This window comes from Amphiplicatus metriothermophilus (genome assembly GCF_900199215.1).
GTDB lineage: Bacteria > Pseudomonadota > Alphaproteobacteria > Caulobacterales > Parvularculaceae > Amphiplicatus > Amphiplicatus metriothermophilus.
On sequence record NZ_FZQA01000002.1, the window covers coordinates 606,050 to 617,818 of the forward strand.

The 11,769-nt window shown below is 65.5% G+C and carries 11 protein-coding genes and 1 other RNA gene; 7 read left to right on the forward strand and 5 right to left on the reverse strand.

Going from position 1 to position 11,769, the window contains the following annotated elements; all coding sequences use genetic code 11:
• The first annotated feature begins 131 nt into the window (after positions 1–131).
• Positions 132–1,223, forward strand: a complete 1,092-nt coding sequence (locus CHB64_RS07505; RefSeq protein ID WP_089411955.1) for an Mrp/NBP35 family ATP-binding protein — start codon at positions 132–134, stop codon at positions 1,221–1,223.
• On the opposite strand, the gene CHB64_RS07510 is transcribed toward CHB64_RS07505, so the two are convergent.
• The 3 genes from CHB64_RS07510 to CHB64_RS07520 form a co-directional block, all read right to left on the reverse strand.
• On the reverse strand, positions 1,213–2,481 hold the full coding sequence (locus tag CHB64_RS07510) for a DUF4440 domain-containing protein (RefSeq protein WP_089411956.1): 1,269 nt from the start codon (positions 2,479–2,481) through the stop codon (positions 1,213–1,215). The genes CHB64_RS07505 and CHB64_RS07510 overlap by 11 nt on opposite strands.
• Positions 2,482–2,597: 116 nt before the next feature.
• On the reverse strand, positions 2,598–3,095 hold the full coding sequence (locus CHB64_RS07515; RefSeq protein ID WP_234993324.1) for a dihydrofolate reductase: 498 nt from the start codon (positions 3,093–3,095) through the stop codon (positions 2,598–2,600).
• A 35-nt stretch (positions 3,096–3,130) separates the two neighbouring features.
• Positions 3,131–3,925: a thymidylate synthase gene (locus tag CHB64_RS07520; protein WP_089411958.1), complete on the reverse strand. Its 795-nt coding sequence runs from the start codon at positions 3,923–3,925 to the stop codon at positions 3,131–3,133.
• A 115-nt stretch (positions 3,926–4,040) separates the two neighbouring features.
• On the opposite strand from CHB64_RS07520, the gene CHB64_RS07525 reads away from it, so the two are divergent.
• Entirely contained in the window at positions 4,041–5,537 is a 1,497-nt protein-coding gene (locus CHB64_RS07525) for a DUF4153 domain-containing protein (RefSeq protein ID WP_159462440.1), read from the forward strand.
• A 15-nt stretch (positions 5,538–5,552) separates the two neighbouring features.
• Here the strand turns inward: CHB64_RS07525 and CHB64_RS07530 are convergent, their stop codons facing one another.
• Positions 5,553–5,780: a helix-turn-helix domain-containing protein gene (locus tag CHB64_RS07530; protein WP_089412042.1), complete on the reverse strand. Its 228-nt coding sequence runs from the start codon at positions 5,778–5,780 to the stop codon at positions 5,553–5,555.
• A gap of 96 nt (positions 5,781–5,876) precedes the next feature.
• On the opposite strand from CHB64_RS07530, the gene ssrA reads away from it, so the two are divergent.
• From ssrA to CHB64_RS07555, 5 genes are all read left to right on the forward strand, one after another.
• Positions 5,877–6,242: a transfer-messenger RNA gene (gene ssrA / locus CHB64_RS07535) on the forward strand.
• A 203-nt stretch (positions 6,243–6,445) separates the two neighbouring features.
• Positions 6,446–6,925: an SspB family protein gene (locus tag CHB64_RS07540; RefSeq protein WP_200815274.1), complete on the forward strand. Its 480-nt coding sequence runs from the start codon at positions 6,446–6,448 to the stop codon at positions 6,923–6,925.
• An 89-nt stretch (positions 6,926–7,014) separates the two neighbouring features.
• Entirely contained in the window at positions 7,015–8,406 is a 1,392-nt protein-coding gene (fumC, locus tag CHB64_RS07545) for a class II fumarate hydratase (protein ID WP_089411961.1), read from the forward strand.
• A 139-nt stretch (positions 8,407–8,545) separates the two neighbouring features.
• Positions 8,546–8,764, forward strand: a complete 219-nt coding sequence (locus tag CHB64_RS07550) for a hypothetical protein (protein ID WP_089411962.1) — start codon at positions 8,546–8,548, stop codon at positions 8,762–8,764.
• Positions 8,765–8,816: 52 nt separating this feature from the next.
• Positions 8,817–9,038: a ribbon-helix-helix domain-containing protein gene (locus CHB64_RS07555; RefSeq protein WP_089411963.1), complete on the forward strand. Its 222-nt coding sequence runs from the start codon at positions 8,817–8,819 to the stop codon at positions 9,036–9,038.
• Here the strand turns inward: CHB64_RS07555 and CHB64_RS07560 are convergent.
• A complete protein-coding gene (locus CHB64_RS07560) occupies positions 9,035–11,728 on the reverse strand; it encodes a [protein-PII] uridylyltransferase family protein (RefSeq protein WP_089411964.1) in 2,694 nt (897 codons plus the stop codon). The genes CHB64_RS07555 and CHB64_RS07560 overlap by 4 nt on opposite strands.
• Positions 11,729–11,769: the final 41 nt, after the last annotated feature.

Below are 11,769 nucleotides of genomic sequence, written 5' to 3' on the forward strand. Positions count from 1 at the left end.
AATTGAGGCGGGAGCGGCGATGTGCGGCGCCGGGAAATCCTTTTAAAGGGTCGCCGGCCGGTTGCGTCGTATATATGTCAATGATTTGGGCAGGCGCAACGCACGCTCCAAGTTTTTCGCCGCAGGTTCAAATGGCTAACGACTCCCTCACGATGCGCGTCCGGGCCGCCCTAAGCGCTGTCGCCAATCCGCGGACAGGGCGCAGCATCGTTGCGGACGGTCTGACGCAGGGACTTACGGTCGGCGCTGACGGCGCCGTTCGATTCGCCATAGAAGCGCCCGACTCGGCAGCGGCCGAATCGCTTCTCGAAGAGGCCAAACGGGCCGTCGCAGCGGTCGAGGGCGTCACGCGCGTTTCGGCTGTCGCCACCGCCCATCGAGCCGCAGCGCAATCCTCTCCATCAAGCGGCGGACATGATGATCCGCTCAGCGTGCGCAAGCGCGCGCGGATCGACAAGGCAAGCGATTCCCTGCCGGGCGTACGTAATGTCATCGCCGTCGCCTCCGGCAAGGGCGGCGTCGGCAAATCCACGATCGCCGCCAATCTCGCCGTCGCTTTCGCCGAACGGGGGCTTGCGACCGGCCTTCTGGATGCGGACATCTACGGTCCGTCTCTGCCGACCTTGTTCGGTCTCAAAGCGAGGCCCGCCCTGCGCGACGGCAAGATCGTTCCGCTCGAAGCCTTCGGCGTGAAAGCCATGTCAATCGGCCTGCTCGTCGATCCGGATAAGGCGCTCGCCTGGCGCGGACCGATGGTGATGGGCGCGGTGCGTCAGCTTATGGGCGATGTGGACTGGGGCGCGCTCGACGTGCTCGTTATCGACACGCCGCCGGGCACCGGCGACGCGCATCTGACGCTTGCGCAATCGAAAAAACTAACGGGCGCCGTGATCGTCTCGACGCCCCAGGAGCTGGCGTTGGCGGATGTGCGCCGCGGGGTCGCGCTGTTCCGCACCGTCAATGTGCCGATTCTGGGCGTCATCGAGAACATGGCCTGGCTTGAAGGCCCGGACGGGACGCGCAGCTATCTTTTCGGCCGCGGCGGCGCCGAGCGTTCAGCGCGCGAGCTCGATGCGCCTTTTCTCGGCTTCGTGCCGATTTTTCCGGAACTGCGCGAGGCCAGCGACACAGGCGCGCCGCTTATCGCGCACGCCCCGGACTCGCCCGCGGCAGCCGCGATCCGCGATCTCGCGGACAAGCTGGCGACAACGCTCAATCCTTGATCGCGACAGCGGCGGGAGGCGCGTCGGCGACCGTGTGATCGTGCACGATGCGCCAAGCGCCGTCGATCCGACGCATCACCAGCGTGAAGGCGCCGGCGCCGTTCCCTTCAGCGCGTTCGAGCAGAAAGCGGCCGACCACGATCGCCACATCGTCCTCGATCATCTGCACGTCGAGATTTTCGAAGCTCAGATAGCCGAGAGAATCGCCCTGTCCGTAACGCTCGCGATAGCGTTTCAGGGCGGCTGCCCATCCCCTGGATACGCTCGATCCCGACACGAAACGCATATCCGGGCTGTTCCAGTAGACCTTCATAAAGGCCTCCAGATCGCCGTCATTCCATGCCGCCGCCTGGGCTTCCAGCGTGGCCCGGATGACCTCAGGCGCAGAACGAAGGCGCGCCGGCCGAGCCGGTTTATCCGCGACAGGAGGCGCGGCCGGCGAAATTATCGTCTCAGGCGATTGGTCTTCGCCCCCGGTCGTTTCCGGGATGACAGGCTCGTCCTCGGCAAACCGCGGCTCAATCGTATCGGGCGCGCGGCCGGGCGTAATGGGCGGCTCTTCCGGGCTTGCGCCGACAAGCTTGCCGGCCGAAACCTCGCGCGGCGCGGTCCGAACCTGTCCTTCAGCCGCCGCCGCTGGCGTCGGCGTCAGAGGGGTGGGCCCGCGCATGGCGTCTCCGCGCGCGGGGTCGGAAGGCTCCCCGCTGATCCGCGCGCCGTCCGCCAATTCGTCGGGAAGCGTTGCGTCGGCTGGAACCGCATCGGCGCCCGGCCCGTCGCCGCGAGGGGAGTCCAACGAAGGCGGCGGAGCAAGCGCTTCGGAGCCGAATGAGTCGAGAATTGGCGGCTCATCTTCCGACGGCTCCGAAGAGGGCTCGGAAGACGTCGCATTCGCTGGCGGCTCCCCCGCCGGGAGGCCTTCTGCGAACGCCGCCTCTTCCCTAACCCCGGCTTCGGCGGGCAAATCCGCCGGCGTCGCCTTTCCGCATGTGAAACCCGCCGCGACAAGCGACGCCGCAAGCGCGCGCGCGCGTTCGCCGCAGAAACCGGCGTCGTTGTCAGCGTGGTAAGGCACTGAAACATTCGTTCCGGCGTCGCGCACATAGCGCACGTCGCAGGCCGCGCCGACCTCCCCCGGCACGAGCACGGAAATCGTACGTTCATCTTCACCGCGCACGCATTTCTGCGTGGCCGTCTCGGCCTGCGCCGCGCCCGCCGCCGCAACGCCAAGGCCTGCGCAAAGCATGATCCGACGCATTGCTCCCCTCCTAATCGTCGCCTGCGACGCTCCGGCCGCCCTCCGTAAGGAAGAATAAGGGGTGTCGCGGTCCGGCGCGACCTCCAGACTCGCGTCGGTCGGCGAATTTTTCGTTGCTAGACAGGCGCTTGGAGGCGGTCGAGGATGAAAAAATCGCAAGCATGGTCGTTTTTCGCCCCGGCTTCGCAGCCGCCGGCGCAAACTTCCCGCCAGTCGTCCCGATTGAGGACAGGAAACGTCGCCTCACCCTCGACGTCCGTAGCGACGCGCGTAAGGTAAATGCGCCCGGCGAGCGGCAGCGCCTGGCGGTAGATCTGCGCCCCGCCGATGACGCAGATTTCGTCAGCGCCCACTTGTTCGGCGCGGGCTTTCGCCTCGAGCAGGGCCGCCTCCAGAGAGTCTGCGCAAATAACGCGTTCGGCCCGCCAGCCATGCTGGCGCGTCACAACGATATTGTCCCGTCCGGGGAGCGCCCTGCCGATGCTGTCGAAGGTCTTCCGCCCCATGACGATCGGCTTGCCCATGGTGACGCGCTTGAACCATTTGAGATCATCTGCGATGCGCCAGGGCAGGCGTCCGCCGGCGCCGATCACGCCGTTACGTGCCGCCGCCACTACGAGCGCGATCCGCGGATGTGAAACATCCCGACTCACACCGCCACCGGCGCCTTGATATGCGGCTGGGCTTCGTAGCCTTCGATGACGATGTCGTCATAGCGGAAGTCGAAAAGGTCCTGTACGGCCGGATTGAGCTTCAGCCGCGGCGGCGGCCACGGCTCGCGACGGAGCTGCTCTCGCGCCTGCACGAAATGATTGTGATAAAGATGCGCGTCGCCCAGCGTGTGAACGAAATCGCCCGGCTTCAAACCGGTCACATGCGCGATCATGTGGGTCAGCAGCGCATAGGAGGCGATGTTGAACGGCACGCCGAGAAAAATGTCGCCGGAGCGTTGATAGAGCTGGCAGGAAAGCCTGCCTTCCGCAACGAAGAACTGAAACAGGCAGTGGCAGGGCGGCAGAGCCATGGACTCCACGTCGGCCGGATTCCATGCGCTGACGACGAGCCGGCGCGAATAAGGATTGCGTTTTATTTCTGAAACAAGCCAGGCGATCTGATCGATCGAGCCACCGTCAGGGGCGGCCCAGGATCGCCACTGCTTGCCGTAAACCGGCCCCAGATCGCCCTTTTCATCGGCCCATTCGTTCCAGATGCTGACACCGTTCTCCTTAAGGTAGCGGATGTTCGTATCGCCCGAGAGAAACCAGAGCAGTTCGTGCACGATGGATTTGACATGCAGCTTCTTGGTCGTGAGCAACGGAAAGCCTTCCGTCAGGTCGAATCGCATCTGATAGCCGAAGATCGAGCGCGCGCCGACGCCGGTCCGATCCGGCCGATCGACGCCTTCTTCAAGCGCGCGGCGCAAAAGGTCGAGATATTGCTTCATGGGCGGGCGAATCTATTGCTGCGGGCGTATTGTAACAGCGGACGAAACCTGGTCACGGGCCTATCGGCGCGCGCGCGCAAGGATGGTAGGCTCTCATCTGCAGGGAGGGGCGGGCATGACATCGGCGAATAACGAGCGCAAGGGACCTGGTTTTGCCCTTTTCGGCCTTGCGACCGGCGCAGCGGCGGGCCTCGCCGGCTACGCGGTCGTCGAATTGTGGGCCGATCGGGCCGCGGACGAACGCGGCCCGCTGACGGTCTTCGCCTTTCTCGCCGCTTTCACGGCGGCGTTTCTGCTGCTCGCCGAACGCAAGCGGATCGCCTGGGCGGCCGCGCCCGCCTTGGCGATTGCGGGCGTACTGGCGATCCCGACCTGGTTCATGCTGGGCGCGGCCGCCCCGGAGGCGAATCTCAACGAATTTCCTGTGCGGTTCTGGTTTTTGATCGGCGCGCCGCTGGCCGCCTATGTAATGACGACGCTCGCCAAGGCGGCTCTCGAAGAGGGCGTCCCGCCCGGCTATTCGACGGTGTTTTTTCACGGCCTCACCCTGCCGCTGATCTATGCGGGCGCGTCGTTGTTCGCCGTCTTGGCGATCCTTCTGCTTTTCGCCTGGGCCGCGCTTCTGCGCGCCATGAACGTCGACTTTTTCCACAACATATTTCAGGAGGCGTGGTTTATCCTGCCTTTTTCAGGCGCAGTGGGCGGGGCGGCGATCGCCATGATGCGCGGCCTCGAATCGGTTCTGGGCGCGCTGCGATTCATTCTTCTTCTGTTCTGCCGGATCGCCATGCCGATCACGGCGGTTTTTTCGCTTACCTTCCTGCTCGTGCTCGCAACGAACGGCCCTGCGCCGATCTTCGAGAAGCCTTATCCCGCCGCAATCATGCTCGCCCTCGCCTTCGCCGGAATGCTGATCTTCAACGGCGTCTACCAGAACGGCGAAGGCGGTCCGCCGCCGCTCTGGCTGCGCGTTTCGTCCATCGCGGCGCTCATCGCTTTCCCGGTTTACGCCGGCCTTGCCGCCTATGCGCTGTGGCTGAGGATCGACGATTACGGCCTGACGCCGCCGCGGGTCATCGGGCTCGCCGCAAGCGGCCTCGCCGCGGCTTACAGCCTTGTCTGCCTCGCCGGCCTCATCACCGAAGCGCGCTGGCGGGGCGAGCGTTGGATGCCCCTGGTGGGCCAGTTCAACGTAGTCATGGCCGGCGCCTGGGCGCTCGTCCTCATCCTTCTCGCCACGCCCCTGCTGGATCCATGGGCGATGAGCGCGAAAAGCCAGGAGACGCTTTTGCGCCAAAGCAGGATTTCGCCAGAGGAGTTCGATTTCGGCTATTTGCGCTTCAAGCTTGGCGCGCACGGAACCCGCGTGCTCGAACGGCTCGCCGCGATAGAAGATCATCCCGAAGCCGCTCTCATCCGCAGGGGCGCGGAAAAGGCTCTAAGGGCCGAAAATCGCTGGGCTTATGAAAACGACGGCCGCGCCCCGACGCCCGCGCCGCGCGATCGGGCGGACCGGCCGGGCCCGCCGACGGACGTGGAAGACCTGCCGCTCAATCCGGCGGAGCCTGGAGAACGCGATGCGCGCCCCGAGAGCGAAGCGTCGCACCCCTGATCGGCCGCCCGCCGCCTATTCGCGCATCTGAACTTTACGGGTGGGACCATGATAGTCCGCCACCCCTTGCGCTAAGGCGTAACAGGCCAGCCGCACCGCCAGAGGAATCTTGACCTTTTCGCCGTCGCGCTCGCCCTTTTCGTAGTACTGGATCATGCGCCGCTTGAGGCCGAGGGCGTGCGCTGCATCCTTTTGGGACAGCTTTAGGGACTTTCGCCATTTCTTGAAGTCCGCCGGCTCCATGATCCCGCCCTGCATGACGCGCCCGGCGCGGCGCCAGCGCATTTAATGCACGGAAGTTGTTACAGTCGTTTGACAGAGGCCGACTTTTTCCGGGGCGCCCTTCAAAAACCGCCGTTCAGGCGTTACATAGGGAGCGCCGGTTTCGGCCGGCTATGGCGATAAAGGACTCGTGCAATAAGCGCATCGGACCCGGGGGCGGTACCCGGCGGCTCCACCAAAGCCTCTCCCCGTCTGCGGCCGGGGGATTTCGGCGGGGCCGAAATAGGATCGACGAGCGTGTAAAGACGAGATCTTCGCCCGGATGGCCTCCGTTATTGGGCCGCTCCAAATAGTTGCCAACGACAACTATCGGGAAGAGCTCGCTCTCGCTGCGTAATGCGGCTGAGCTGCTCGCTTTGAAGTCCTAGCCCCCTTCCAGGGCCAGGCGGGGTTCGGGAGCACCTGGCAACAGAAGCTCCCACTTTCATCTCGCGGCTGTTGGTTTGGGATCGCCTCTCCTCGCGGGCGAAAGGACAAGGCTATAAGCGTTTCCCCTCGGCGCAGACATTCTGTCCGGCGGGACATGACGAAGCGGTCATTTTTCGCAAGCCAGCCGCCTGACAAAACCGCAAATGCGGTCTAGGTATTTCTGCAGACAGCCGATACTAGGCGTTGGGGATCAGTCCGTGAGCGACGTCGAAATCGATTACGAATATCTGACCCAGAAGGCGCTCAAGGGCGTGTTGCGAGACGTTCTGGAGATGACGCGCGAATTGGGCGAGCCGCCGGGCGAGCATCATTTCTACATTGAGTTTCTCACCGACGCGCCCGGCGTCGAGATTCCGGACTTCCTGCGGGAGAGCTATCCCGAACGCATGACCATCGTGCTGCAACACCAGTTCGCCAATCTCGCCGTCTCCGAGGAGGCGTTCGAAGTCACGTTGTGGTTCAAGGGCCGCGAGGCGCGCCTGCGCGTGCCGTTCGAGGCGGTGGCGAGCTTCGCCGATCCGAGCGTGCAATTCGGGATGCGTTTCCTAGCCCCCGCCGAAGCGCGCGAGGCCGAGCAGCCTGAATCCGCAGCCCCTGCGCCTGACCCCGATGAGACGAAAAACGCTGCGGACGCCGGCGCCGAGGTGGTCAGCATCGACGCCTTCCGGAAGAAATAGCCGCGCGTGCAACTCCCCTCGCCTTGCCGGGCGCGAGCGCGCTGGGTACATGAGCCCGGCGAACGGTTCCCAATCTCAGCAAGGCGCCCATGACCAGGACACGCACTGAAACCGACAGCTTCGGCCCTATCGAGGTTCGCGCCGACCGCTACTGGGGCGCGCAGGCCGAGCGCTCGCGCAACAATTTCAAAATCGGCTGGGAGAAGCAGCCCGCGCCGATCGTGCGCGCGCTCGGCATCGTCAAGCGCGCCGCAGCCGAAACCAACATAGCGCTGGGCAAGCTTGACCCCAAGCTCGGCGAGGCGATCGTCAAGGCCGCGCAGGAGGTGATCGAAGGCAAGCTGGACGACCATTTCCCGCTGTCGGTGTGGCAAACGGGCTCCGGCACGCAATCGAACATGAACGCCAACGAGGTGATCGCCAACCGTGCGATAGAGCTGCTCGGCGGCGAGATCGGCTCGAAAAAGCCGATCCATCCTAATGACCACGTCAATATGAGCCAGTCGTCGAACGACACCTTTCCGACGGCGATGCATATTGCGTGCGCGGAGGAAATCCATCGCCGCCTACTGCCCGCCCTGCAGAAGCTGCGCAACGCGCTCAACGACAAGGCGCAGGCCTGGAAAGACATCATCAAGATCGGCCGCACGCACACGCAGGACGCAACGCCTCTCACCCTGGGCCAGGAGTTCTCCGGCTACGCCAAGCAGGTCGAGAACGGGATCGCGCGCGTCGAGCAGACCCTGCCGGGCCTGATGGAGCTCGCTCAGGGCGGCACCGCGGTCGGCACCGGCCTGAACGCGCCGAAAGGCTTCGCGGAGATGGTCGCCGACAAAATCGCCGCAATCACACAGCTTCCTTTCAGGACCGCGCCTAACAAGTTCGAGGCGCTCGCCGCCCACGACGCCATGGTGATGAGCCACGGCGCGATCGCTACGGTCGCAGCTTCTCTCTTCAAGATCGCCAACGACATCCGCTTTTTAGGATCGGGTCCTCGCGCCGGCCTTGGCGAGCTCGCCTTGCCCGAGAACGAGCCCGGCTCATCCATCATGCCGGGCAAAGTCAATCCGACCCAGTGCGAAGCTATGACCCAGGTTTGCGCTCACGTCATGGGCAATAACGCCGCCATCGTCTTCGCCGGCAGCCAGGGTCATTTCGAGCTCAACGTCTACAATCCGATGATGGCCTACAACTTTCTTCAGTCCGTGCGCCTCATCGCCGACGCCGCCGTGTCGTTCACAGACAATTGCGTCGTCGGCATCGAGCCGCGCCTCGACAATATAAAGGCCGGCGTCGAGCGCTCGCTAATGCTGGTGACCGCTCTCGCCCCCCATATCGGCTATGACAAAGCCGCAGAGATCGCCAAGGCCGCCCACAAGAACGGCACGACTCTCAAGGAAGAGGCCGTCCGTCTCGGCTACGTCGCGGCCGAGGACTATGATCGCATCGTGCGCCCCGAGAAGATGATCGCGCCGGAATAGAACTCCGCCGGGCTTGATCCGCTTCCATCCCCGATAGCCAAGCATGATCGACATGGACTAAATCTTGCTGAGGGACAAGAGAAAGCCGCCGGCAGGAGCCGGCGGCCCGACCTCCTTGGACCGGGTGATGGGGTTAACCATGTCAGAGACGAAATCGCCAAGTCAGACTCGGCTTCTGCTGGCGCAGTTCCTGTTCGCCAACAACATCGATGTCGAGACCCTTTACAAGGCGCTCGGCGCCGACCTCGCCGAATGCGACAACGAGGCCGTCTCTCACATGGCCGGCATCATCGACGGCATCACGCTCGCAACGGCGAAAATCCGCGAACACGGTCTCGAAGAGTGGGCGAAGCGCTGACGCCTCGGACCATGCGCTTGCCCGCCAGGCGGCGTTCTGTTGTTAAAGGCGGATGCGCAAACGCTCTTTCGCCATTAAAGGCCACCGGACAAGCGTCGCTCTGGAGCCCGAATTCTGGGAGGCGCTTGAAGCGCTCGCGCGCCGGGAGGGCCTGTCTCTTTCCGCCCTTATTGCGAGGATCGACCGGGAAAGACTCAAGCGCGATCCGCAGCCGGGCCTTGCGTCGGCGCTGCGGGTTTTCGCTCTCGACAGGCTCCGCGCGCAAGACGGTTAGGCGTTCGCCACGAGGCTGAGCGAGGGCCGGCCGAGCACAAGCTGAGTGTAAAGGCGCGTCGCTTCCTCCGCATAACCGCGCATGATCGGACGCACTTGCGCGAAGCGCTCGACCTCTGCGGCGCGCGCAAGCAGCGCCGCGAAACGCGGGCGCGCCGGCTCGCGCTGCGGGTCGGACCACTGCGCGAGCGCGCGCGCCGTGGCGAGCCGCGTCCAGAACGCGCGGGCCGATTTCAGCGTCTCGGCGACGCTCTGCTGAACCAGCCCCGCGCGCGCCAACACGTCGAGCGCATGGTCGGCGCCGCCCTCCTGAATCGCCGGTTGCGCCGCGGCATGGCGGTAGATCAGTGTGCTGATGATAAGCTCGACGTCATGCAGCCCGCCTTCGGTCTGCTCGATATCCCATTCCGAAGCGGCGCGGTCGCGGCGCAGCCTTTGGGCGCGCGCCCGGTCTAGGTCGCGGAAGAGCACGTCGGCCCGACGCGGATTCGAAACCGCCGTGCGCAACGCCGCCTTGGCGGTCTTGCGCGCCTTGTCCGCGCCCGCGATCACCCGCCCGCGCGACAGCAGGATCTGGTCGTATGCGACCGCTTCCGACTGCACGAAAGACTTGAACGCCGCCGCGTCAGGCGCGAGCGGCCCCGCCGCGCCGCCAGGGCGGTGCGATACGTCCGGGAGGACGGCGAAGAACCCTTCGCCAAGCGAGTCGACCGCCTCCAGGAACGCCCGCGCGAGTTTCTCTCGCTCTTCCGGATCGCCGCCGTCGGCGATGAAGCCGAACAGGGCCGGCGCGCCGGGAAGTCCGCGCGCCGGCCCGTCGAATACATGCAGAGCGAGATGTTCGCCGGTCTTGTCGTCTTTGCATGTCGTCTCAAAAACGCGCGCGAGCGCCTCCCAGCCCGTCGCCTCAAGCGCGGACGCGGCCGCGTCGAAGCTCATGTCGCCGCAGGCCGCATAAAGGGCGATGCGTGCGATGCTCTCACGCCGCCAGGCGGCGATCTCCTCGACCGGCGCACCGCTGGGCGGAGGAGCGAAGCGGGACAGCCACTCCGCGCCGTTCCGCGGCGTCTCCGCGCCACGCTCCTCGAAAAAGATCTCGACGCCTCTCTCCGTCTCTGTTAGCGGCGCGACCGCCGCATCGAAGCAGCCGAAGGCGGTCACAAGGCCGTCGCGGAGAGCGTCCTGCGCATTGAATCGAGCGAGCACCTGATCGGCCTTGTCGAAAGCCGCGCGAATGACCGTATCGAAAAGCCGCACCGCCCCATCTGGACGCTGCGTTTCGCCGAACGCGGTGAGCAGCCCCGGCGCCAGCGCGGCGAAGCGCCCGGCGCCGGCCTCAACGCCCGCAAGGGCCGTCCACTGATCGATTACGGAGGCAAGCCGCGCGCCGTCGCGGAACCCCAAATCCTCAAGTTTATCGGCGTCGCCGGGATTTTCCGACGCCGCACGATAGCGCTCGAATTCGCTCAAAGGCGCGGCCAACAACCGATCGAGCGTGTTGCGGGCGTCAGCCGCAAATCCGCCGACAACGGCGCGCAGGCCGGACGCGCCGTCATAGCCGCACAAGGCCGCCAGCGCTTCCTCTTCGTCCTCTCGCGCCGGCCCAAAGGCGGCGCAGCCCCGCATCATCTGCGCCCGAGAGACATAGAAATGCGCAAACTCATTGCCGGCGCGCAAACGATTGGCGACATCAGACGCAAGCGCCCCCGACTTGGCGGCGAGGTCGAAGACCTGATCGGCCGAGGCTGCGCGAAACACAGGACGCGCGGCGCCGAAAGACCAGCGGAAGAGATCGGCGATCGCGCGGAAAGCCGACCGGGGATCGTCGCTTTGCCGCCTGAGAAGCGCCCGCTTTTCCTCATCAAGGCCGTTCAACCCACGCCACGCTGTCTCTTCGACGCTTTCCAGAAAAACGCCGCCAGCGCGGCGATCCCCGGCGACGACGCGCGCCGTCGCAAGCCAGGCGCGCAGAGCTCCCTGCGGCGGCGCAGATAGCGTCGTGACGGCCCTTGACTGCGATTCGACCAAGCCTGCTCCGCTCACGCCCGAACCGAAGGGCGTCTTCAGCGTGAAGATCGGATAATCGCCGGGCTTGCCTTCGAACGCCTCGCGAAGCTCCGCGCCGACGCGCACGAAAGCGCGCTCCGCCATGCGCGCGGCCGGCCCTGTAAATCGTTTCTCGTCATAGATGACCGCAAGCTCCATCGGGCCATAAGGAGCCAGATCCTCATGAGCGAAGTCGCCGCCGGCGAGCGCAAAGACGCCGGCGCCGGGCGCGTCGGCCTCTGCGGCGAGCTCGCCGCGATTGACGGCGGCTCGCAGAAGCCAGGCGAGCGCGGTCTCGACTAGCCGTTCGGCGAAATCGGCGCGCGCGCCCGTCGCCTCGCGCGCCGTCCAGACGCCGGACAGCTCCGCCAGACCGATCGCAATGTCAGCCCGGCTCTTGAGCGGCGCGAGCGCGCCATAGAGCGCCTCCGCCCCGCCGACCCCGCCGCTGAGCGCGGAAAGGTCGCGGGCGGCCTCGGCGAGGACGCTCGACGGACCTTCGATGAGCGTGTCCGCGGCGGCTACGGGATGTTTGAGACAAAGGTCGGCGAGCCGGCGCGTCAGGCCGAACACCTTGAGCATGGTCAGAATGCGGTCCGGCCGGTCGAGCCGCGCGCCGGGGTCCTCGCCCAGGGCCTCGGCCAACGCCCGCCGCCAGCGGGCGGCGCCGGCGGCGGCGCGAGCGG

Coding starts and splice junctions, on each gene's coding strand:
- fumC (WP_089411961.1), top strand. CDS start 7,015: ATGACCAGGACACGCACTGAAACCGACAGCTTCGGCCCTATCGAGGTT.
- CHB64_RS07510 (WP_089411956.1), bottom strand. CDS start 2,481: ATGCGTCGGATCATGCTTTGCGCAGGCCTTGGCGTTGCGGCGGCGGGC.
- CHB64_RS07550 (WP_089411962.1), top strand. CDS start 8,546: ATGTCAGAGACGAAATCGCCAAGTCAGACTCGGCTTCTGCTGGCGCAG.
- CHB64_RS07555 (WP_089411963.1), top strand. CDS start 8,817: ATGCGCAAACGCTCTTTCGCCATTAAAGGCCACCGGACAAGCGTCGCT.
- CHB64_RS07520 (WP_089411958.1), bottom strand. CDS start 3,925: ATGAAGCAATATCTCGACCTTTTGCGCCGCGCGCTTGAAGAAGGCGTC.
- CHB64_RS07525 (WP_159462440.1), top strand. CDS start 4,041: ATGACATCGGCGAATAACGAGCGCAAGGGACCTGGTTTTGCCCTTTTC.
- CHB64_RS07530 (WP_089412042.1), bottom strand. CDS start 5,780: ATGGAGCCGGCGGACTTCAAGAAATGGCGAAAGTCCCTAAAGCTGTCC.
- CHB64_RS07505 (WP_089411955.1), top strand. CDS start 132: ATGGCTAACGACTCCCTCACGATGCGCGTCCGGGCCGCCCTAAGCGCT.